The 22879-nt window shown below is 62.9% G+C and carries 18 protein-coding genes and 1 riboswitch; of the genes, 13 read left to right on the forward strand and 5 right to left on the reverse strand.

The features are described 5' to 3' along the window. Positions 1-44: 44 nt before the first annotated feature. From Q362_RS0109050 to dsrP, 6 genes are all read left to right on the forward strand, one after another. Positions 45-584: an RsbRD N-terminal domain-containing protein gene (locus Q362_RS0109050; RefSeq protein ID WP_028318420.1), complete on the forward strand. Its 540-nt coding sequence runs from the start codon at positions 45-47 to the stop codon at positions 582-584. A 108-nt stretch (positions 585-692) separates the two neighbouring features. After that, on the forward strand, positions 693-1706 hold the full coding sequence (dsrM, locus tag Q362_RS0109055) for a sulfate reduction electron transfer complex DsrMKJOP subunit DsrM (protein WP_028318421.1): 1014 nt from the start codon (positions 693-695) through the stop codon (positions 1704-1706). Between the two features lie 39 nt (positions 1707-1745). Next, positions 1746-3377 (forward strand): sulfate reduction electron transfer complex DsrMKJOP subunit DsrK, encoded by a 1632-nt coding sequence (gene dsrK / locus Q362_RS0109060; RefSeq protein ID WP_028318422.1) that lies wholly within the window; start codon positions 1746-1748, stop codon positions 3375-3377. A 27-nt stretch (positions 3378-3404) separates the two neighbouring features. Then, positions 3405-3779 carry a sulfate reduction electron transfer complex DsrMKJOP subunit DsrJ gene (gene dsrJ / locus Q362_RS0109065; protein WP_028318423.1) on the forward strand — a complete coding sequence of 125 codons (375 nt, stop codon included), beginning with the start codon at positions 3405-3407 and terminating at the stop codon, positions 3777-3779. A 22-nt stretch (positions 3780-3801) separates the two neighbouring features. Then, the gene (gene dsrO, locus Q362_RS0109070; protein WP_028318424.1) at positions 3802-4614 is read left to right on the forward strand and encodes a sulfate reduction electron transfer complex DsrMKJOP subunit DsrO; all 813 of its coding nucleotides are present in this window, start codon (positions 3802-3804) and stop codon (positions 4612-4614) included. 7 nt (positions 4615-4621) lie between these two features. Beyond that, on the forward strand, positions 4622-5794 hold the full coding sequence (dsrP, locus tag Q362_RS0109075; RefSeq protein ID WP_028318425.1) for a sulfate reduction electron transfer complex DsrMKJOP subunit DsrP: 1173 nt from the start codon (positions 4622-4624) through the stop codon (positions 5792-5794). 75 nt (positions 5795-5869) lie between these two features. Here the strand turns inward: dsrP and Q362_RS0109080 are convergent, their stop codons facing one another. After that, positions 5870-6655: a prepilin peptidase gene (locus Q362_RS0109080; RefSeq protein WP_028318426.1), complete on the reverse strand. Its 786-nt coding sequence runs from the start codon at positions 6653-6655 to the stop codon at positions 5870-5872. 67 nt (positions 6656-6722) lie between these two features. Between Q362_RS0109080 and Q362_RS0109085 the strand changes: the two genes are divergently transcribed. The 6 genes from Q362_RS0109085 (at position 6723) to Q362_RS22210 (ending at position 12266) form a co-directional block, all read left to right on the forward strand. Then, positions 6723-7499, forward strand: a complete 777-nt coding sequence (locus Q362_RS0109085) for a dihydroorotate dehydrogenase electron transfer subunit (protein ID WP_051553973.1) — start codon at positions 6723-6725, stop codon at positions 7497-7499. After that, a complete protein-coding gene (locus tag Q362_RS0109090; RefSeq protein ID WP_028318428.1) occupies positions 7487-8422 on the forward strand; it encodes a dihydroorotate dehydrogenase in 936 nt (311 codons plus the stop codon). The genes Q362_RS0109085 and Q362_RS0109090 overlap by 13 nt, the downstream gene beginning before the upstream one ends. 3 nt (positions 8423-8425) lie before the next feature. Then, entirely contained in the window at positions 8426-9121 is a 696-nt protein-coding gene (gene aroD / locus Q362_RS19955; protein WP_051553975.1) for a type I 3-dehydroquinate dehydratase, read from the forward strand. Then, complete coding sequence (locus Q362_RS0109100) at positions 9118-9951, forward strand: shikimate dehydrogenase (RefSeq protein ID WP_028318429.1); 834 nt, start codon at positions 9118-9120, stop codon at positions 9949-9951. The genes aroD and Q362_RS0109100 overlap by 4 nt, the downstream gene beginning before the upstream one ends. A 23-nt stretch (positions 9952-9974) precedes the next feature. Next, positions 9975-11267, forward strand: a complete 1293-nt coding sequence (gene aroA / locus Q362_RS0109105; RefSeq protein ID WP_028318430.1) for a 3-phosphoshikimate 1-carboxyvinyltransferase — start codon at positions 9975-9977, stop codon at positions 11265-11267. A 63-nt stretch (positions 11268-11330) separates the two neighbouring features. Then, positions 11331-12266 (forward strand): SphA family protein, encoded by a 936-nt coding sequence (locus Q362_RS22210; RefSeq protein WP_245590186.1) that lies wholly within the window; start codon positions 11331-11333, stop codon positions 12264-12266. A gap of 244 nt (positions 12267-12510) precedes the next feature. On the opposite strand, the gene Q362_RS0109115 is transcribed toward Q362_RS22210, so the two are convergent. Genes Q362_RS0109115 through Q362_RS0109130 form a run of 4 tightly spaced genes read right to left on the reverse strand, consistent with a single transcriptional unit; the run spans position 12511 to position 19994 of the window. Continuing rightward, entirely contained in the window at positions 12511-14814 is a 2304-nt protein-coding gene (locus tag Q362_RS0109115; RefSeq protein ID WP_028318432.1) for a serine protein kinase PrkA, read from the reverse strand. A gap of 38 nt (positions 14815-14852) precedes the next feature. Beyond that, positions 14853-16490, reverse strand: coding sequence for a SpoVR family protein (locus Q362_RS0109120; protein ID WP_028318433.1), 1638 nt, complete (start codon positions 16488-16490; stop codon positions 14853-14855). 30 nt (positions 16491-16520) lie between these two features. Beyond that, positions 16521-17897 carry a DUF444 family protein gene (locus tag Q362_RS0109125; protein WP_028318434.1) on the reverse strand — a complete coding sequence of 459 codons (1377 nt, stop codon included), beginning with the start codon at positions 17895-17897 and terminating at the stop codon, positions 16521-16523. 36 nt (positions 17898-17933) lie between these two features. After that, positions 17934-19994: a serine protein kinase PrkA gene (locus tag Q362_RS0109130; RefSeq protein WP_157469999.1), complete on the reverse strand. Its 2061-nt coding sequence runs from the start codon at positions 19992-19994 to the stop codon at positions 17934-17936. A 733-nt stretch (positions 19995-20727) separates the two neighbouring features. After that, a riboswitch (cobalamin riboswitch) is annotated at positions 20728-20909 on the reverse strand. A gap of 128 nt (positions 20910-21037) precedes the next feature. Between Q362_RS0109130 and Q362_RS0109140 the strand changes: the two genes are divergently transcribed. After that, complete coding sequence (locus Q362_RS0109140; protein WP_245590187.1) at positions 21038-22879, forward strand: cache domain-containing protein; 1842 nt, start codon at positions 21038-21040, stop codon at positions 22877-22879.

Raw genomic sequence — 22879 nt, forward strand, 5'->3', positions numbered from 1 at the left:
CCGTCTCAACCCGCAGGGCTCTGCGGCCGCCGTGACCGCAGACGATGGAAGTAACCGAAGCACTGACCAGCAAAAAGCAGGAGATCCTCTCTGTGTGGATCGAGCGGACCCTCGACAGCTACATCGCGCCAGGTTTTTTTAAAAGCGCCAAGGATCCCTTCGCCAACCCGGTGGGCAGCAATATCACGGCGGGATTGACCGCCCTGTTCGACTTGCTGGTGGCCAAGGCCGATCTCCAGGCCTGTGCCAAGCCGCTGGATCAGGTGGTCCGGATCCGGGCGGTCCAGGAGTTCACCCCGGCGCAGGCCGTCGCTCCCTTTCTCGAGTTGAAATGGGTGGTGAAGCAGGTGCTCTCCGGCGACAAGGCGACCCGGCCGCTGTTGGGCAAACTGGATGCCCTGGATTGCGATATCGACCGGATGGCGCTGACGGCCTTCAATATCTACAGCGAATGCCGCGAGCAGTTGTACCGCAACCGGATTCGGGAACTGAAAAGCGGCAGAGCCCTGCTCACCGATGCGGCTTGCCCCTCCGCCCTTCTGCGGCGGGAGCAGCCGGGTGCGGATGCTACGACCGAACCGTGAACGGGTGTGACCCGCCGGAGGAGGGCTCCACAGCGGGAATCTGGAGCGCGCTTCCGGCTTGTACGTAACTTGGACGTTATCGTTAACTTGAATGCGAAGGAGTGATCGATGAAGTACGCCTTCCCTTTGGCGGCAGTCATTGCCCTGGTGTTGTGTGCGCTGATCCTGGTGCAGATACCGGGAATGCAATACCTCTTTGGTGTTGTCATTCCGTATCTGGCCATGGCGCTGTTCTTAGGCGGTTTTTGCTACCGGGTCATCCATTGGGGCAAATCGCCGGTTCCCTTCAAAATTCCCACCACCTGCGGCCAGGGCTATTCGCTGCCCTGGATCAAGCACGACAAACTCGAGGCCCCGGTCAACGCCGCCCAGGTCGTGGCCAGAATGTTTCTTGAAATCGTGTTCTTCCGTTCGCTCTGGCGCAACACCAAGGCCACCGTCTATGCCGGCCCGAAACTGACCTATGAATCGAGCAAGTGGCTGTGGCTGTTCGGCATCATGTTCCACTACAGCTTCCTGGTGATCGTCATCCGTCACATGCGGCTGTTCCTCGACCCGGTGCCGGGTTTGGTTGCCTTCGTGGAGATCGGCGACTCGCTTCTGCAGATCGGCGCGCCGGCCATGTACATGACGGACGTCACCATCGTCCTCGCCCTGCTGTTCCTGTTCGCCCGCCGGCTGACCAACCCCCAGGTGCGCTACATCTCCCTGATGAACGATTACTTCCCGCTCTTCCTCATTCTGGGGATCGTGGCGACGGGCATCCTGATGCGCTTTTTCCTCCGCGCCGACGTGGACATCAACGCCATCAAGCAACTGGCGGTGGGACTGGTCACCTTCTCGCCGACCATCGTCACCGAGATCAGCCCGCTGTTCTATGCCCACCTCTTTCTGGTGTGCACTCTGCTTGCGTACTTTCCCTTCAGCAAGCTCATGCATATGGGCGGCGTCTTCCTCAGCCCGACCCGGAATCTGGCCAACGATTCCCGGATGAAACGCCACATCAACCCCTGGAATCCGGAGATCAAGCCGCACTCCTACGCCTCCTACGAGGACGAGTTCCGCGAGGATATGGTCGAGCAGGGCATTCCCGTCGAGAAAGAGTTGCCGTCGCAAGGCTAAGACTAACGCTGGATAATTCAAGAGGATAAGGACAGAGCAATGGCAGTAGTAAAGGTAGATAAGCTGGCACGGAGCGTTGCCGAGGGACCTTCGCTGATGACGGGCTCCATCCCGACCAAGAATTGGATGGATGTACCTGCCGTATTCAAACCCGGAAATTACGCCTACCCGGCCAAGGCTGAAGTCATCAGATATCTGGACAGCCAGAAGGGCGTCAGTTTTCCCAACGCCCGCGAATGGAGTCCCGAGGACGACGACTGGAAACTTCCCGAAAACTGGAAGGAAATCATTCTTCAGGGTTTGGCGGACCGGCTCGACCGCTTCCGTTCCCTGAAAATTTTCATGGACTGCTGCGTCCGCTGCGGCGCCTGCGCCGACAAGTGCCACTTTTTCCTCGGCACCGGCGATCCCAAGAACATGCCGGTGCTGCGCGCCGAGCTGCTGCGCTCGGTGTACCGCAAGGAATTCACCCGGGCCGGCAAAATCCTGGGCAGGATGGTCGGCGGCCGCGAGATGACCGTGGGCGTGCTCAAGGAATGGTTCATGTATGCCTACCAGTGCACGGAATGCCGGCGCTGTTCGGTCTTCTGTCCCTACGGCATCGATACCGCCGAGATCACCATGATGCTGCGCGAGTTGCTCCACATGGTGGGCGTGGGCATCAACTGGGCCATGGAGCCGGTCGCCAACTCCAACCGCACCGGCAACCACATGGGGCTCACGCCCCAGGCCTTCAAGGGCAATGTCGAGTTCCTCTGCGACGACATCGAGAACCTCACCGGCATCCGAGTCAACCCGACCTTCAACCGCAAGGGCGCCGAGGTGCTGTTCATCACCCCCTCGGCCGATGTCTTCGCCGAGCCGGGCATCTTCACCTGCATGGGCTACCTGCTGCTGTTCGAGGCCATCGGCCTGGACTACACCTGGTCCACCTATGCCTCCGAGGGCGGCAACTTCGGCCTCTTCACCTCCAACGAGATGATGAAGAAGCTCAACGGCAAGATGTACGCCGAAGCCAAGCGACTCGGGGTCCGCTGGATCCTGGGCGGCGAGTGCGGCCACATGTGGCGCGTCCTCCACCAGTACATGGACACCATGAACGGCCCGGCCGACTTCCTCGAAGTGCCGCGCTCCCCGATCACCGGCACGGTATTCGAGAACGCCGCCTCGACCAAGATGATCCACATCTCCGAATTCACCGCCGACCTGATCAAGAACAACAAGATCAAGCTGGACAAGAGCCGCAACGCCCATGTCGTGCCGACCTTCCACGATTCCTGCAACCCAGCGCGGGCCATGGGCCTGTTGGATGAACCGCGCTACATTCTGGACAACGTGGTCGACAACTGGTTCGAGATGCCGCCCAACACCATCCGCGAGCAGACCTTCTGCTGCGGGTCGGGCACGGCGCTCAACACCGACGAGATCATGGAGTTGCGCATGCGTTCGGGGCTGCCACGGGCCAACGCCGTCCGCTATGTCCACGAAAAGCATGGCGTTAACACGCTCGGCTGTGTATGCGCGATCGACAGGGCAACCCTGACAACCCTCATGAATTACTGGGTGCCCGAGGTCCAGGTGGCCGGTTTGAGCGAGCTTGTCGGCAACGCATTGGTGATCGAAGGTGAACAACGACAAGACCTGACCGAAGGGCTCAGGACCTTGGTTTAACTGACCGGCAGGAAGGGAGGAAGAGCGATGTATGATAGCGGTAAGATAATCCCGGGACTGATCATTTTCGTCCTGTTTATTACCATACCCATCTGGTACAACCGCGGCGGCGCCGGGACCGAGCCACCCAAGCCCGTGTTGCCCAAGGATGCCAAGACCTGTGTGCTGCCGGCGGCAGAAATCCGCGCCGAGCACATGAAGCTGCTCAACGTCTGGCGCGACGAGGTGCTGCGTGACGGCCAGCGGGCGGCAGTGACTGTAGACGGCAAGGAATACCCGAAGAGCCTGATGCTGAACTGCATGAAATGCCACACCAGCAAGAAGCAGTTCTGTGACACGTGTCATACTTATGCATCGGTTCGTCCCTATTGCTGGGACTGCCACCTGGCCCCTGTTGAGTGAACGGCGAAGGAGGAAAAAACACATGGATACAAATAGAAGAAATTTCCTCAAGGTAGCCGGCCTTTCCACATTGGCGGGCCTTGGTGGAACTGCGGTAGTTGATCGGTTGGTGACGGGGGCCGGCATGGCTCAGGCCAGTACCGAGGCAGGCCATGGCGCCGAACACGCCGCGCCGGCAAAGGCGGGCGCCAACCGCTACGGCATGGTCATCGACATCAAGAAATTCTATCAGGACCCGAGCCTCGGCGAAAAGGCGATCCATGCCTGCCACCAGGTGCACAACGTGCCGAATTTCCAGGATAAGCGCGACGAAATCAAGTGGATTTGGATGACCAAGTTCGAGAACGCTTTTCCGGAGAAGCCGAACCTGTACCGGGACGAGGCCACAGCGACCAACACCCTGCCGATCCTGTGCAACCACTGCGACAATCCGCCCTGCGTCCGCGCCTGCCCGACCAAGGCGACCTTCCGCTATGAGGACGGCATCATCGGCATGGATTACCATCGCTGCATCGGCTGCCGTTTCTGCATGGCCGCCTGTCCCTATGGCAGCCGCAGCTTCAACTGGCGCGATCCCCGGCCGTTCATCGCGCACGTCAATCAGGACTATCCCTCCCGGACGCGCGGTGTCGTGGAGAAATGCAACTTCTGCGTCGAGTTGGTGCAGGCCGGCAAACTGCCAGCCTGTGTCGAGGCGGTCAGCGACAGCAAGGCACTCGTGTTTGGCAATCTCAACGACCCGAACTCCGAGATCCGGAAGATCCTGAAAGAAGCGCACACCATTCAGCGCAATCCTTCCCTCGGTACCTTACCTTCCGTCTTTTATATCGTGTGAGGCCCCCATGTTTGAAAAAGCATTAAAAGGAAACAATTACTACTGGATGTGGCTGGCCTTCCTCGGCTTTTTTATCGCGGTGGCGGCTGTCTGCTACCTCCGCCAGTACTTTTACGGTCTCGGCCTCACCGGCATGACCCGCGACGTCTCCTGGGGGATCTACATCTCCCAGTTCACCTTCCTGGTCGGCGTCGCCGCCGGGGGTGTCATGCTGGTGCTTCCCTACTACATTCACAACTTCAAGGCCTTCGGCAAGATCACCATCCTGGGCGAATTTTTGGCCATCGCCTCCCTGCTGATGTGCATGATGTTCATCATGGCCGACCTCGGCCAGCCGCTACGGGGCCTGAACGTCCTCTTTTACCCCACGCCGCATTCCATGCTCTTCTGGGATATGTGCGTGCTCTGGGGCTATCTGCTCCTCAACGCCCTGTGCGGCTGGGTCATCCTGACCGCGGAGCGCAAACAGGTGCATCCGCCGAAGTGGATCTACTTTTTCGTCTACCTGTCGATCCCCTTCGCCTTTTCCATCCACACCGTCACCGCCATGCTCTACTGCGGTCTACCCGGTCGCCACTTCTGGCTGTCCGCGATCGTCGCCCCCCGCTTCCTGGCCTCGGCCTTCGCCGCCGGTCCGGCCCTGATCGTGGTCATGGCCCTGATCCTGAAACGGGTCGCCAACTTCGATGCCGGCAAGCAGGCCATCGACAAAATGGTGACCATCATCACCTATGCGGCCATCGCCAACATGTTTTTTGTCGGCCTGGAGTTCTTCGTCGGCTTCTACTCGGACATCCCCGGCCACAAGCACACCCTGCAGTACCTGTTCTTCGGGCTGGAACACCACGGTCATGTCTACAATAACTTGGTGCCGTTTATGTGGGGCTTCGTGGTGCTCTTCCTGGTGGGCATCGCCCTGATCACCCATCCCCGCACGAGAAGGGAAAACGATCTCTGGCTGGGTCTCGGCTGCGCCTCGATCTTCCTCGCCTTCTGGCTGGACAAGGGCATCGGCTTCGTGCTCGGCGGCTTCGTCCCCACGCCGACCGAGGAGATCGTCGAGTATTATCCGACCTTCAACGAGATCTTCATCACCATCGGGGTCTGGGCTGCCGGATTCTTCATTCTCACCATCCTCTACAAGATCGCCATCGGGGTGGAGCACGAGATCGAAGCCTGACACCCGTCGTCAACCCAAAAAAACCCCCGAGCCACTCGGGGGTTTTTTTTTGCCTCGTAATGATCGGTTGGCCGTTTACAGACCGGCAGCGGTGAGATACAGGCGCCAGAGCGTGTGAATCTGTTCCTGAAAAAAGAGATAGGAAAGCGCGGCCAGGGCCAGAAAGGGACCGAAGGGAAGACGGGTCTGACCGCCTTTTTTTTGCCGGAACATGGCGGCGATGCCCACCAGGCTACCGACCAGGGAACTGGCAAAGACCACGTAGAGCAAGCTTTGCCAGCCGAGGAAAGCGCCGATCATGGCCAGCAGCTTGATATCGCCGCCGCCCATCCCCTCCCGGCCGGTCAGGGCGTAGTACCCGTAGGCGACCGCGTAGAGCAGGCCGCCGCCCAACAGGATGCCAAGGCCGGACTGCTGCCAGGTCACGGCAGGGACGAAAAACGAGCCGATAAAGCCAAGGACAATGCCGGGGAGGCTGATGCGATCGGGAATTATTTGATGATGGATGTCGATAAATATGATAACCAGCAGGGCAGCGCAAAAGACGAAATAGAACACGGACGCAAGGCCGATGCCGAACCGGTGGGCGACCAGCGCCGCCAAGCCGGCCATGGCCAGTTCGACCAGCGGATACTGCCAGGAAATGGCCACCTTGCAGGTGCGGCAGCGGCCGCGCAGCACCAGGAAGCTGAGCAGCGGGATGTTCTCGTACCAGGCCAGCGGCTGCAGACACCGGGGGCAATGGGACGCCGGAAAGACGATGGAGGCGCCCTCCTTCGGCAGCCGGAGGATGACCACGTTGAGAAAGGAACCCACCACGGCGCCGAGCACCGCAGCCATGACGAGCAGAGTCGATTGCATGATTGATAACCACCTGTTGATTGTTCAGAAAACCACGGTTCACCCGTGATCTGTTGTATCGTTTTCCATGCCCGAGTACCAGGAAAATTCCATAGTCCAGAAGATTGATCGGCTCGCCGAAACCTTGTACCGGCTGACCCTGCGCGCTCCCCTGATCGCCGCCGCCGCCCGGCCAGGGCAGTTTGTCATGGCGACCTGCGGCCCCACCCTCGATCCCCTGCTGCGCCGCCCTTTTTCCATTCACCGCTGCAGCGGGCCGGAAACCATCCAACTCCTGATCCGGGTGATCGGCCGGGGCACGGAGCTGCTCGCCCGCTGCCGACCCGGCGAAAGCGTGAGTCTGATCGGACCGCTGGGCCGGGGATTTCGCCTTCCGGCGCCGACCACCCCTGTCTGCCTGGTCGGGGGTGGCATCGGCATCGCGCCCCTGCTCTTCTGGGCCGATCGATTGGATGCGCCTGAGCGCTGCGCCGTGCTGCTCGGTTCGCGCACCGGCGAAGAACTGACAGAGCTGACCGCGGCATTCAGCCAACTGGGCTGTCGGGTCGAAACCGCCACCGACGACGGCTCCCTGGGCCATCACGGCCTGGTAATCGATCTGCTCATCCCTCATCTGACCACGGTGAGCAAGGTCTATGCCTGCGGCCCCCATCCGATGCTGGCCGCGGTGGCAGCGGCCTGCCGGAGCGCCCGCGTTCCCTGCGAGGTTTCGCTGGAAGCGCATATGGCCTGCGGTCTGGGCGCCTGCCTCGGCTGCACCGTCCCGGGCGCCGACGGCCGCTATCTCCATGTCTGCAAAAACGGGCCGGTGATGGCCGCCGAGGAGGTGGCATGGAACCGGTGACCGCCGCTCCCGATCTGTCCGTCTCCCTGGGGCCGCTGGCCCTGGCCAACCCGGTGCTGACCGCCTCCGGCACCTTCGGCTACGCCGCCGAATTCGCCCAGCTCGTGCCGCTCTCCCGCCTGGGCGGCGTGGTGGTCAAGGGGATCTCGCTGGCGCCGCGGTCCGGCAATCCGCCACCGCGCATCGTCGAAACGCCCTGCGGCATGCTCAACGCCATTGGCCTGGAAAATGTCGGCGTGGAACGGTTCATCAGCGACAAGATGCCCTTTCTGCGCACCTGCGGCTGCCGGGTGCTCGTCAACATCCTCGGCGACTCGGTCGAGGACTACGCCACCCTGGCCGCGAAGCTGACCGGGGTGGCCGGCATCCACGGCCTGGAAGTGAACATCTCCTGCCCCAACGTCAAGAAGGGTGGGGTCGCCTTCGGCACGGTGCCGGAAATGGCGGCGGCGGTCACCCGCGCGGTCAAAGCGGCCACCGATCTGCCGGTCATCGTCAAACTCTCGCCCAATGTCACCGACATCGTGGCCATGGCCCACGCGGTGGCAACAGCCGGTGCCGATGCCCTCTCCCTGATCAACACCCTGATCGGCATGGCCATCGATGCCCGCACCCGGCGGCCCAAGCTAGGCAACGTCATCGGCGGCCTGTCCGGACCGGCGATCAAACCCATTGCCCTGCGCATGGTCTGGCAGGTGGCCGCGGCGGTCGACATCCCGGTGATCGGCATTGGCGGCATCGGCACCGCCGAGGATGCGATCGAGTTTCTCCTGGCCGGGGCCACGGCCGTCCAGGTGGGGACCGCCAATTTTTACAACCCGGCGGCGGCCGGAGAGATCGTGGCCGGCATCGAGGACTACCTGCGGCAGCAGGGTGAATCCTCGGTCCGGGCCATTATCGGCTCGCTGCGACTGGAGGCGTAAGGCATGGCGCGAAGCGGCCTGATCTGCGTCTCGGTGCTGGCCGAGGACTGCGCCGGCGTGCTGGCGGCGGTCGCGCCTGCGGCCGAACTGGCCGACGTAATCGAGATCCGGCTCGACGGCCTGCGCGAACCTCTTGACCCCGCCTGCATCGCCGCGCTCGCTAGACCGGTGCTGGCCACGAACCGGCCGGTCTGGGAAGGCGGCCGGTTCGTGGCCAGCGAGGAAGAACGGCTCGACCAACTCGACGCGGCCCTGCAGGCCGGCGCCCGCTATGTCGATATCGAGCTGCGGACCGCGCCGGAACTGCGGGCCCACCTGCAGACAACGGCCCGCGCCTGTGGCGCCAAGGTGATCGTTTCCAGTCACGATTTTACGACCACGCCCCCGGCCGACCGGCTGAGCGCCACCCTGCGGCAGATGATCGCCTGCGGCGCCGATATCGGCAAAATCGTCACCACCGCCGCCTCGCCCGCCGATGCCCTGTGCATCCTCGCCCTCCAGCAGGAGGCGATGGCCGCCGGCTTCCCCCTCTGCGCCTTTGCCATGGGCGAGGCCGGCACGATCACCCGCCTGGCCACCCTCCGCCTCGGCGGCTTCATGACCTACGCCGCCCTGAGTGCGGTCCAGGCCACCGCGCCGGGCCAGATCACCATCCACGATTTGCGCCAACTACTCACCCTGCTCGACACCGCGCCATGATCGACGGCCATACCCACCTCTTCGGCATCATCGGCGATCCGGTCGAACACTCTTTAAGTCCGGCCATGCACAACGCCGCCTTCGCCCACCTGGGGCTCAACGGGATCTATGTGCCCATGCGCCCCACCGATCTGGCCGACGGTTTCCGCGGCCTGCGCAGCCTCGGCTTTATCGGTGTCTCGGTCACCGTGCCGTTCAAGGTGGCGATCATGGACTTCCTCGATGCCATCGATCCCGTGGCCCGCAAGATCGGCGCGGTCAACACCCTGGTGTTCGCCCGGGCCGGCGCCACTGTCCGCTGCACCGGCCACAACACCGACTGGCTGGGTGCGAACCGGGCCCTGGCCGAGGCCATCGATCCCGCCGGCCGCACCGTCCTGGTGCTCGGTGCCGGCGGTGCGGCCCGGGCCGTGGGATTCGGCCTGATCGAGGCCGGCGCCCGAGTCCTGCTCGCCAACCGCACCGAGGCCAAGGGCCGGGAACTGGCCGACCAGATGGGATGCCGCTTCATTCCGGCCGCCGAACTGGCCCAGGTCCGGGCCGATGCCCTGATCAACACCACCTCGGTGGGTATGGCGCCCCATGCCGACACCATACCGATCGACCCCGAACTGCTCCCCCGTTTCCGGGTGGTCATGGACATTGTCTATGCGCCGCTGGCAACCCGGCTGCTGCGCGAGGCCGCCGCCCGCGGCTGCCGTACCATCGACGGCCTCACCATGCTCCAGTACCAGGGGGCGGCCCAGTTCACCCTCTGGACCGGCCGCGAAGCCCCCCACGCGGTCATGCGCCAGGCCTTGCTCGACGCCCTGCAGGGCCGCCACTCCTAACGCTTTTTTCGATTCGAGCCGAGATGATCGCCATTACCCCTGTCCGCACCCTCGATGCCATGGTCACGGTTCCCGGTTCCAAGAGCCTGACCCAGCGCGCCCTGATCGCCGCCGCCCTGGCCGAGGGATCGTCCCGACTGCTCGGCCCGCTGGCCAGCGACGACACCCGCTACACCATGGCCGCCCTGCGGGCCATGGGGGGCGACTGCGACGACCGCGATCCGGACTGCTGGCAAGTTCAGGGCACCGGCGGCCGGATCGAAGAGCCCGCCGGCGACCTCTTCCTCGGCAACAACGGCACCGCCACCCGCTTCCTCACCTCGGTGGCGGCGCTTGGCCACGGCCGCTTCCGCATCACCGGCAGCGAACGCATGGCCGAACGGCCGATCCTGCCCCTGATGGAAGCCCTGCGCGGCTGGCAGGTGCACATTGCCAGCGATGCCGGCACCGGCTGCCCGCCCCTGACCATCCAGGCCAACGGCTTGGCCGGCGGCCGTACCGTGCTGCCCGAGGGCAAGTCGAGTCAGTACCTCTCCTCCCTGCTCCTGGTGGCGCCCTATGCCGCGGCCCCGGCCGAGCTGGAGGTGCGCGGCGAAATCCTCTCCAAGCCCTACGTCGAGATGACCCTGGCGGTGATGGCCGATTTCGGCATCCGGGTCGAAGCCGCGCCGGCCCTGAATTTCTTCCGCATCCCCCAGGGCCGCTACCGGGGCCGGACCTACGCCATCGAGGGCGACGCCTCGGGGGCCTCCTATTTCTGGGCGGCGGCGGCGGTCACCGGCGGCCGGGTCGTGGTGACCAACGTGCCGGTGCCTTCCCTGCAGGGCGATGCCAGGCTCCTGCCCTATCTGGCCCGCATGGGTTGCAGCATCGAGCAGACCGAATCCGGCATCGCCGTGACCGGGCCGGAGGTCCTCGAAGGGATCGAACTGGACATGGGCGACATGCCCGACGTGGCCCCGACCCTGGCGGTGGTGGCCGCCTTTGCCGAGGGCACGACCATCATCAACAATATCGCCCACCTACGGATCAAGGAGTGCGACCGCCTGTCCGCCGTGGTCAGCGAGCTGCGCAGACTGGGCGCCGAGGTGGAGGAGGAGCCGACCCGGATGATCATCCACGGCAGGAAGGGCGGTGCCAATCTGCACGGCGCGACCATCGCCACCTACGACGACCACCGCATGGCCATGAGCTTTGCCGTGGCCGGTCTGCGCATCCCCCGCGTGAACATCGCTGGCGAAGAGTGCGTGGCCAAATCCTTTCCCGATTTCTGGGAGCGGTTCGGCCGGATGGCCGAATCAGGACAAGACGATTGAGACCACCGGGTGCGAACACGCGAACGCGTCCGGACATGAACAGTGAAAATCAAAGGGGGAAAGATGATGGCGAGGAGCACACGGCGGCTTGCCGGGATCGCCGGCGGTTTGGCGCTGCTGGCAGGGTTATGCGGTTCGGGATGGGCGGCGACTCCGGGGTCGCACTACACCTACGGCGTCGAGGGCGTGCTGGGCGCGACCGTTGGCCCGCCGGGCTGGCATTACCGCATGTACAACCTCTGGTACTCCCCGAACGAATATAAAAACAACAGCGGCGACACCGTTCCGGGCACATTCGACCTCAATGTCTTCGCCTCGGTGCAGCGGCTCATCCATGTCACCGGCATCAAGATCCTGGGCGCCGACTTCCTCTACGATTTCGTCGTGCCCCTGGTCGACCAGGAGTTCACCCAGGGCGCCTTTTCCGACAGCCACTCCTTCACCGTCGGCGACATCGAGATTGAGCCCTTCGCCCTGGCCTGGCACCAGCCCCGCTGGGATGCGGTGTTCGCCCTGGCGGTGATCGTCCCCACCGGCCATTACGAGGCAACGGAACCGGCCTCGCCCGGCCTGGGCTACTGGTCCGGCCGGCTGACCCTGGGCGGCACCTATTATTTCGACGAGCAAAAGACCTGGTCGGTCAGCCTCCTCACCCGGACCCTGATCAACGGCGAACAGGAGGACACCGATGTCAGGCCCGGCTCCGAATTCGTGGCCGAGTACGGCATTGGCAAGGAATTTCAGGTCAACAGCACCTGGATGATCCGCCCCGGCCTGACCGGCGCCTCCTACTGGCAGATTGCCGACGACAGCGACGACAACCCGGCCTACGGTATCTTCGCCGATCAGCACAAGCAGGCCCATGCCGCCGGCGCCGAAATCAACGTGTTCTACCTGCCCATGCTGTTCCAGGTGAACCTGCGCTATCTTCAGGAGTACGGAGTCGAGAACGGCCCGGAGGAATCGCGCTTCATCGCCACCCTGACCAAATCCTTCTGAACGGCCCGCTGCCACCGCCGGCTTTCCCCTTTCCGGGGAAGCCGGCTTTTTTTTACCGTCAAAACAGTACTTGTTCCAGCTTCAGGAACGCGTTGATGCAACGGCGAATGTTGGCAGAAATTGACTTGTCGTTTCGAGTGGAAGCGGGAAATCTCCTACCCTGACAAGATTTCTCCGCGCTGCGCGCGTCGCAATACCTGTGCAGGAGAAAGGCATTCAGTTAGCCGGCCGCCGCCGGCCCGCGTCACGGCGTAAACTGCCCCAGGCCATCCTGCTCGGCAAAGATCTTCGCCAAATTGTTGTCGATGACGTAGATGCAGATTTCCTTGGCTCCCTGGCGGCTGTAGCCGAATTTCTTCTGCAGATTCTTCATCATGAAGCGGACATCGCTGCGGATCTTCTTGTCGTAGGTCTTGAACGATTCCTGGTCGAACTCCTTGACCGCCCGTCGGAAATTCTCGTTCTCCAGGAAGGGATCGAGCACCTTTTCCTTGAGGTTGTGGATATAGCGCTCGTAAAGGTGGTGGTAGAGTCCGGTTTCGGTGATGGGGAGATTGTCGCGCAGGATCTCCTGGGTCAGGGCGGTGGTGTACGCCTTCTGCACACTGGCGCGGAAAGCGGCGGCAGCGCTGGCGGGGATCATCAGCCGCGATTCGATCCGCTGGAAAAAGGCTTCGTTGATCTCCAGCCGCTCGCCGGTGAACCGGCAGGTCTCCACCGTTCCCGGCTCGAAATTGACCGCGAACATATAGTTCTGGATATCCCTGGCGATCTGCTCCTCGTTGTAGTCGTACAGCGACTCCTTGACCGACTGCAACACGCCGTAGTTGTACATCCGCAGCAGGGAATCGAGAAAACCCATGGGCAGGATGGTCTTGTCCTTCTTGCAGTATTTGCGGAAAAACTTGCCGAGCATCGACATGTCGATCAGTTTGTCGTCCCGGGCGTAAATCGAGTAGAACTCGTTGAACATCCGGATGGAATCGCGACCGGACAGCCCCTGCCAGCCGTCCTCCTCCGACTCGGAAATGATCTTGAGCCGTCGTTTGGAGGTAAACCGCTCCACGTCCTCCTCGGTCAGCCAGGGCGGAATATGACCGGCATAGATCTCCATCTTGAGCAGTTGCAGGTTGTGGTCACAGTAGAGTTCGTACTTGTCCGGGTCCTGGATCCATTCGAGCATGGCGTCCGACTTGGTCCGCAGGCGGGTGGCCACGATCACCCGGGCGAAGTTGTGCAGGACCCGCGGCAGGAAGCTGTCGTCGATATGGGCGCCGAACACCTCCCGGTATATCTCCACTTCGGTTTTGATGTCGAGGACATAGGGAATATTGACATACTCGATCCGGTCGGCGAAGGCGGCCAGGTCGGTGAGCACCTTTTTGTCCTCCGGGTTCATCAGGGCGAAAAAGAGGCTGTTGACCCGTTCCTCGACATGATCGACCTTGTGCACGCCGTCGCTGACGATGTTGTGCAGGTCCATCAGCCGCTCGGTGTTGTGCGACTTGACATCCATCAGGGCGTAGATGCCGTTGTTGATCTTGGCATAGCCGGAGTAGAGGTAGGGCACCTTGCCGGCCGGCGCGAACAGGCCGTTTAAGATGCGCTGCACCTCGTCGTCGGTGCGGACCGTGCGCTGCGAGCGCCGGTCGCCGGGGTTGAACACCGAAATGCCGGCTCCCAGCCGCCGGTTGAACACATAGGGCCGGGCAAAGACCGACTCCAGCACCTTGAGGGGATCACCCTCCTTTTTCAGCAGTTCCTGATAGAGCGACAGGCAGATGGTGCAGGGTTCCTCGCGGAAGACCCATTCATACCGCTTTTCATGGAAGAGCTGGGCCTTGAACCGGTCGTCGTCCAGCAGTTCGTCGAGAAACTGTCGGCGGATGGCCTTGGGAATGATCAGCAGAGGATGGTCGTGGCTCGGGCAGGGCAGGGTCAGCCAGTTGGCCGTGAGCCCCTTTTCGCTGCCGCTGTTCGCCCCCATCTCGCCTTCCCGCCCCTCCTCCTCGCCCAGCAACTGCGGCAGCTTGCCGGCCAGGGTGGCGATCAGGTGGACGCCACCGGCCAGTTCGGGCACCGGCAGTCGCCACACCACCTCGTAGCGGGTGCCTTCCGGGGTATTGGCATACTCTTCGAACTTGCGGAGCAGGTTGTTGAGAAAGGTCGACTTGCCGCTGCCGTGCGGGCCGTCGAAGATGTAGATCTTGTTCTGCTGGTCGCCGACCGAAAGCGATTCCACATGGCGGATCAAGCGGTTGGCGAACAGACGGTCGGCAAAGAACGGCCGGTCCGACCCCTTGACGAACAGGCGGCAGCAGTCGTAGTTGAGGTAACTGATCGACTCCGGATCGTCCGGATACTCGTCGCCGCCGTTGCTGACATAGTGATGAACCATGTCGGCATAGACCTGGGCGACGTTGCGGATATTCCGCTCGGGCCGTTCAACCACCTCGCCAAGGAACTCGGTAAAGGACAGCTCGTCCTGCCGGTGCCGGTCATCCCTGTACTCTCTGAGGGTTGCCAAGGCCTTGCTCAGTGCGCCCATCCTCTCGTCTCCCTGTTGCCGCCCGCCGCGCCGTCCCGTCATTCCGCCAGGGTGCGCGCCAGCGTCTTGTCCTTCATGGTATAGCGGAACCGCTTCCACTCAATGATCCGTTTCGGCGTCTCCTCCCGCACCTGGCCGTCATCCTCCCTGTTCGCCTTCACCGGGATGGGAACGCTGGTGTAGAGGTGCACCTCGCCGCCCCAGAGGTATTCCAGGCCCAGCATCACGCCGGAAATGAAATCGCGCAGCAGCGGCTTGCCCTCGAACTGATGGTCGAGCACCAGGACGTTGTTTTCATCCACCCTGACCTCGACCCGCGGCGGATGGTAGAGGCTGTCCGCCACCATCTGTCTGTAGTCGGCGGCCTTGCGACTGCGGACGTAGTACTGCCAGGTCATCCGTTCCTTGTTCAGCCGCTTGCCGACCACGAACAGCCGGTGCTGATCGACGAAATCCTGATCGATGAACTGGTTGACGAACATCGAATCGCAGTAGTTTTCGCGGATGTGGAAGATGTAGTCCCGCCCCTGGCCGGTGGCCCGGTCGAACTGCTGCCGCTTGCGCCGGTCGTGCGTCTGGAAGTAGGCCAGGCCGGTGCGGCCGCGGTCGGCCTGCTGCTCCAGGTACTGGAAAAGCCGCATGCCCAGGGCGTAGGGGTTGAGCCCGACCCGTGGCATGGAGGTCACCTTGGCGTTGACGATGGCGTAGTCGACCTCGTGCCCCCTGATGCGGTCGTCACCCAGGAACAGGGTGTCGTGCCAGTAGGAGGCCCAGCCCTCGTTGAGGATCTTGGTGCGGATCTGGGGCTGGAAATAGAGCGAGGTCGAGCGGATCACCTCGAGGATCATCAGCATCCAACGGTTCTCCTCGCGGTTGAGGAAGGGCGAGTACTCCATCAGGAACCGGAGCGGGTCGGTCCGGCCGACCTGCTGTTTCTCCTGCACTTTCTTGGCGTGCAGGGCTTCCAGTTCCCGGTGCTTCTCGGTCACGCTCTTGAGGAAACGCAACTCGCCGTCCTCGGGGAATTCCCGGCGCATCCGGTTGTAGCGCTCGATTTCCTTGGCATAGAGGCTCACCGCCGGCTTGGGTCCGCGCTGGAGGAAGATGTCGAAGTAGTAGTCGAGCAGGCTGAGCGGTCGCCCGCCCTTGGCGCCGCCGTCAGTCTCCGCCAGCAGGTCGAAATACCCCACCAGGTTGTCGATGGTGCGGGCGAATTCGATCACGTAGTCGACCCAGCGGCCCTTTTCCGAGCGCAGCTTGGCGAACAGGCGCTTGTCGGCCAGGGCCCGGCCGGCGAAGTCGTAGTCCCAGGTGTGGCGGAAGAAGAGGTTGTTCTGGAACAGATCGATGTGGCCGATGACGTGATAGAAGATCATCACGTTGAGCCAATCCGGGTTGTTGTCGTTGTAGTAGGAGATCGGCGGCCGGGTGTTGATCACCGTCTCGTAGGGGTTGTTGGGGTAGAGTTCGTAGCGCCCCTGCTCGCGCAACACCTCGACGTCCTGCACCCAGTAGTCGTAGAGGGTGGGAATCATCACCTTGGGCCCCAGCGCCACCATATCGCGGTTGGTGACGATGTACTCCAGGGTTTCGTCCCCGAAACGCAACCCGGCCTGCCGGGCGCGTTCCTTGCACCCTTCCATGATCCGCTTGGCATGCTGACTGATCAGTTCCATATCGCACCGGCAGCGGGCTTCCGCCCCGCGTCAAGAAATCAGACGTTTTATTCCCTCGATGACCCGGGCCTCGGTGCTGTCCTTGGACATCACGTCCAGGCGGAGCAGCTCCTTCTTCGCTTCCAGCAGGCCCGACTTGGTCAGGTACTTCTCCACCTCGCTACGGCGGGAACCCTCCAGCCCGTTCTCGGCGATGGTGATCCCGATCCGGCTGGCGTAGACGAGCATCTTCTCCAGCTCGGGCAGGGTTTCCTCGCCGTAGGTGTCCCAGTCGTCGCCGTCGGTACCGTGGAAGACATAGATCGAATAGTCGCGGGTCAGCTCCTCTTCGGCCACGATCCGATTGACCAGCCGGTAAGCAGAGGCCACCTGGGTGCCGCCGGCCACCTGCATCTGGTAATAGGACTGGAAGTTCTCCACCTCCCTGGCTTCGGTGTCGTGGAGGATGAACCGGGTCTCGACCTGGTTCTGGTACTGGTAGCTCAGCCAGGCGTAGATGAGCACGTGCTGGTTGACCACCAGTTCAGTCGGCTTGCCGGCCATGGAGCCGGAGTAGTCGCGCACGAAAAAGACCACGGCCTGGGACTCGTAATCCTTTTCCCTGGAGAGGATGCGATAAAGCCGGTCGTTGGGCGACACCATCAGGGCGCCGGCGTCGACCGGCGCGCCCGCCTGCACCCGGCCCAGGGCGATATTGGTTTGCAGCACCCGCCTGAGCGTCCCTTTTTTGTCGAGGATCTGGCCGAAGCCGCGGTTCTTGTCGGTAAGGTCGTAGGCAAAGCGGGTGAGCGACCGTTTCTTGCCCTTGTCGCGCAGGTTGGGCAGGGCGAACTGCTCGGTCAGCACGCGGCCCAGGTCGTAGACCGTGGATTCCAGTTCATGGGCCCCGCCCTGGCCCTGGCCGCTCCCGCTGCCGCCGCCCTGCTCCTCGCGCACCGGCTGTTCGCCGATGACCTCGCCCTCTTCGCCCTCGCCGGCACCGCCTTCGCCCGGGTCCTGGCCCTCGCCCTCCTCGTCCTCGGGAACGCTGTCGTGGATCAGCTTTTCCTCCACCGTGGTGGGAATGACCACCACCTTGTCGTCGCCGTCGCGGCCGGGCTTGACCAGCTTGCCGATGCGGATCTTGCGGGGAAAGCCGTCCTGTTCCCGCTGAAGATCGCGCTGGAGGAGGTGGTCGAGCGATTGCGCCGCCACCATCGAGGCCACCGGCGAGGGCAGCCCCTGGGCGAACAGGTCCGGATCGACGTAACTGTAGAGGGAACGGGCCGCCGGCGCCGGGCCGGGCAGATGGACATCAGCCGCGCCGCTTCGTTCGGCCAGGGCGAGTTCATATTCGATCACCCGCCGCTGCTCCGCGCTCAGTCCCCGCGCCTCCAACTCCTGCGCCAGTTGTCGCAACGTCTTCATGGCCGCCTCCGTGTTTGCCTTCGTCGCGGCACGGCGTCAGTTCTCGTCCACCTGGGTGCAGAAATATTCGATGGTTTTCTGGGCGCAGGTGAGGCAGTAGCCGAGCTTGTTAAGCATGGTGTCGATCATCCGGTCGTAGAGTTTCTGGTTCTCCTCGTTGGTCCGGTTGGCCAGGGCGCCGATCAGGCTGCCGGCGCCGGCGATGTCCGACTTGAGGCGCACGTCGGTGACCGCCTTGACCAGCTCCAGGTTGTCCATGAAGTCGTAATCCGGGTTGACCGAGATCTTCTGGCCGTAGATCTTGCGGATCGAGGTGCGGAAGGAGTCCTTCTGTTCGCGGATCTTCAGGCCCAGGCAGGCCTCCACCGAATCGATGTAGCGTTCGTCGATCTTGAGCGCCACCAGCTCACCGGTCTGCGGGTTCTTGTACTTCCACATCCGGTCCGCGCCCAGGTTCTCGGCGTCGATGCCGATGATCATGTTGACGTAGTTGAGCACGTCCTTGCGGATGGCCAGCGGCTCGTCCATGTAGGCGTTGAACATCTCGGTCATGATCCGCTCGCGGTAGAGCCCCCTGGCGATCTTGAGATCGTCGAGGAACTTGGCGCGGTCGGCCGCCTCGGAGACGTAGTCGAGGATCACCCGCTCCAGGGCGGTGAACACGTCGTAGGCGAACATGCACCGGCCCTCGTTGGTCTCCGAGCTCTCCAGCATGAGCTGCATGGTGCGGCCCAGGTTGCGCTGGCCCAACCCCTTCTGGCCGAAGCGCTTGGTGATGTCGTGCTCCTGGTTGAGGGTGTCGATGACCTCGGAAAGCGTCTTCAGGCTCTTTTCGCCGGCCACCTCGCCAGCGGCCAGCTTCATGGTCTCGATCGGGGTCAGCTTCTCCGAGCGGGGCAGGCGGGTGAGGACCACGGCCACCGAGGCGGCATAGTTGAGGTTCGGGTCCTGGTGCATGGTGTTGCCGGTGAGCGTGGTCTTGGCCTCGTTGCCGATGGCGTAGGCGGTCAGGTCGTGCTGCTGGCGGTAATCGGTGTTGTGCGAGACGTAGCAGATGCGGCAGCGGTCGATGATCGGCGCCTCTTCCTTCTCGGCCAGGAAGCGGTTGAACTCCGAGTTGTTGCTGGTGGCGATGATCAGGGTGTCGATGGGCCAGCGGTAGCCGTCGATCTCGATGGTCCGGTTCTGGATGATGCCCAGGTAGACCTGCACCAGGTCCTTCTTGTTCTTGTAGATCTCGTCGCTGAAATGGATGCCGCCGCCGGCCACCCGCGCCAACGCCCCGCGCCGCAGGTCGAAGCGGTAGGGGTTGTTGGTGTCGGTGATGTGCAGCATCCGCTGGATCGACTCCTCGCCCAGGAGGTCCACCGCCGAGGAGGTGATCTTGTCCTTGGCCGGATACTTGCCGGTGACCGTGCCCAGGCTCTCCACCAGCGGCACCGGCACGATCTCGATGCTGTGCAGCATCGCCTCGATGTCGCCGCCGGCCATGGCGCGGATATCGTTCCAGATGTAGGCCGAGCAGGCCCCCAGCGGTCGGTAGTTCTCGCTCCACTGGGCCAGCAGCTTGTCGCCGACCCTGCACTTCTTCGCCAGATGCGCCAGGGACTCGTCGCGGCTCTCGAACAGGTTGAGGGCCAGGATCATCGGGTCCTCGTAGGTCTGCGACTCGATGGCTTTGATGGCGCCGTAGCTGCCCACCCGGTCCAGGCCGGTGAAGCGGAAGCTGTATTTCCTGTTCTTCGGCTGGGCCAGAAAATTGCGGTACAGGGCGCACAGATATTCGACCAGAAAGGTCTTGCCATTGCCCGGCTCGCCCACGAGGACAAAGGCCATCTCCTTGGAGGAGCCCCCCTGGGAGGCGTCCTTGACAAAGGAGACGAACGAGTTGATCTCGTCGTACATGCCGATGATGTGTTTTCTGCCTTCGCGAAAGATGGTGAAATCGAAGGTGGATTTGCCGTTGACCGTGACCTTGTTGATCTCCTTTTCCAGGATCATCCGGCTGACGCTCTGAAAGGCGTTCTCAAAGACGCGTTCGCCTTTTTTGACAGCTTGAATGTGGCTATACAGCGAAGTGTGTCTGGGGTCGGTCATCATGCGCCTCCTTGACGAGGTGGAGAGAGGGGTGCCGCAGTGGATTCAATACACTTATTATTGCTATAACCTCCACAGAATTCAAGGGGTTATTCATAACGATCCCACATTATGCGTCCCGACGGGAAAGCCGGATGCATCCAAGGGGGCGGGGAGCGCGCCAAAACGCACACAAGGGGAAAGCGTCCGCGCGGGTCGACCGCCGTTGGCAAAGGAGACGGAGCAGGGGGAAAACGCCCTGCCGTTCGCATGCGGCGAGCGCGGATCATCCGCGGCAACCGGAGGCCAACGGGCCAGGATCAGGACGATTTTCGAGATGAATCGCCGGCGGGCAAGGCGGCCGGATCGTACCGCCCCGTGCCGGCCTCGAACGGGTTGATGTCGGGGTACAGGAATGGGGAACGGCTCCGGCGCGCGGCGGCGCGCAACAGAGGGGTATCGGACGCGGATGCGGGGGGTGCGGCGGCATCGCCGGCAAACGATGCGCCGCCGTCCATCCCGGACATGGCAACCGGCAGGACTCCGCGTCCCGACGCATTTCCCGGCTCCCGGCATGGAGCCGTTCCTTCCTGGGAGATCGGGGCGTCCGCGCATCATGGCTCCGGTCTCCCGCCGCACCGGTCCGGGGAGATGCCGCATCGTGCGGCCAAAAAAATCCCCGGACCATTTGTCAATGATCCGGGGATGCCCTGGTTTATCCACGTATCGGCACCGTCCCCCTGATCCGCGGGGGGAGGCTGTCACGTCTCAGGCAGGTCTTCTGACTTCCGGTTCGTCCTCCCGTCGCGTCTTCCCGGCCTTCCGGCCAGTGACTGTCTGCGGCGTTCGTCCCCGGTTACAGCGGCGGGCCCGTCTCCGATTCGCACGGAGTTCCCTTGTTATCCTCGGCGAGGAACCTGAAACCTGTGTGGCACGAAACCTGATCGCGCCATGAAAGTCAAGCCGAATTTTGCCCTCGCCACAACGCCGGCCGTTCGGGACGGCGGGCGGACGGATTGCGGCCAAGGCATTCAGAATCCTTGCTGATCGGGGCGGTAATCGTTATGGTGGACATAGAAAGAGAGCGTCTGCGGGCCGCCGGCCGGACCGGCGGCCATTGCCACAATGTGCCGGCCTCTTTCCTCCGCCGCCCCGCCCTCAGCCGATCGTCTCCGGAATTGCGCATGGAAAAGGACAAGAAACGGAAATTCGCCCACGCCATTTCCATCAGGATCGCCCTGCCGGCCCTGCTCACCATTGTCCTGTTCGTCACCGCCACCTTCGTCGTCATCCTGCCCTCGCTCAAGGAGAACCTGCTGGCCAAGAAACGGGAGATGCTGCGGGAGATGAACACCATCGTCTGGGACATGATCGCCTCCTACGAAAAAATGGAGCGGGAGGGAGCCATGACCCGCCAGGAGGCCCAGCAGACCGCCCTGAACATCATCCGCGATCTCCGCTACGGGCCGGTGAACAAGGATTACTTCTGGGTCAACGACATGCAGGGGCTCATCGTCATGCACCCCTACCGGCCCGACCTGCGCGGCGAGGCCGTGCCCGACGTCCGCTATCCCATGGGCAAGAATCTGCTGGAGGAGTTCGTCAAGGTGGTCAGGAACCAGGGGGCGGGCTATGTCGACTATCTCTTCCAGTGGCAGGACGATCCCGAGAAAATCGTGCCCAAGCTCTCGTATGTGCGCGGCTTCGAACCGTGGGGCTGGGTCATCGGCACCGGCCTCTACGTCGAGGACGTCAACGTCGAGATCGGCCTGATCGCCAAGCAGCTCAACGCCATCGCCTCGGTCATCCTGCTGCTCGTCTCCTTCCTGGCCTTCTACATGATCCGCCACACGGTCCTGGCCGACCGGGTGCGCCGCATCATCTGGGAGGAACGGGAGCGGCTGCTGAACGCCCTGGAGGAGAGCAACGAACGGTTCCGCTCGCTGGTCGAAACCACCAGCGACTGGATCTGGGAAATCGATCCCGACGGCGCCTACACCTATTGCAGCCCCAAGGTGCGCGATCTGCTCGGTTTCGAGCCCGAGGAACTGATGGGCAAGCACCTGGTGGACCTGATCGCCATCCGGGAGGTGGAGCGGACCAGCCGGATTTTCCGGAAACTGATCGACTCGCACAAGCCGTTCAGCAGCTTCGAAACCGTTTGCCTGGCGCGGGACGGCCGGATGGTGGTGATCGAGAAAAACGGCGTGCCGGTGTTCGACGACAACGGCGAACTGCTGGGATACCGGGGCGTGGCCCGCGACATTTCCGAACGCAAGAATGCGCTCGAGGCGCTGAAGAAGAGCCGGGACGACCTCCACTCCAGCCTGGAGGAGACGGTCAAGTCGCTGGCTCTGGCGGCGGAGAAGCGCGATCCCTACACCGCCGGCCACCAGATGCGGGTCGACCGGCTGGCCTGTGCCATCGCCCGCGAGCTCGGCCTGTCCGAGGACCGGATCGAAGGGCTGCACTTCGCCGCCCTGCTCCACGACATCGGCAAGATCAGCCTGCCTTCGGAATACCTGGCCAAACCGGCCCGCCTCTCCGCCCAGGAACGGGCGATTATCAAATGCCACACCGAGGTGGGCTACGAGATCCTCAAGAACATCCCCTTTCCCTGGCCGGTGGCCGACATCGTCTACCAGCACCACGAGCATCTCGACGGCTCGGGCTACCCCAGGGGGCTCACCGCCAAGGAACTGCTGCTGGAAGCGCAGATCCTGACCGTGGCCGACGTGGTCGAGGCCATGAGTTCCCACCGGCCCTACCGGCCCTCGCTCGGCCTGGAAACGGCCCTGGAGGAGATCCGCGCCGGCCGGGGTACCCTCTATAACGCCGAATGCGTCGACGCCTGCCTGAAGCTGATCGCCGAGAACAAGGTCGATCTCAGCACCGCCGCCTGGTGA

Origin of the sequence: Desulfobulbus elongatus DSM 2908 (assembly GCF_000621145.1) — a bacterium.
GTDB classification, from domain to species: domain Bacteria; phylum Desulfobacterota; class Desulfobulbia; order Desulfobulbales; family Desulfobulbaceae; genus Desulfobulbus; species Desulfobulbus elongatus.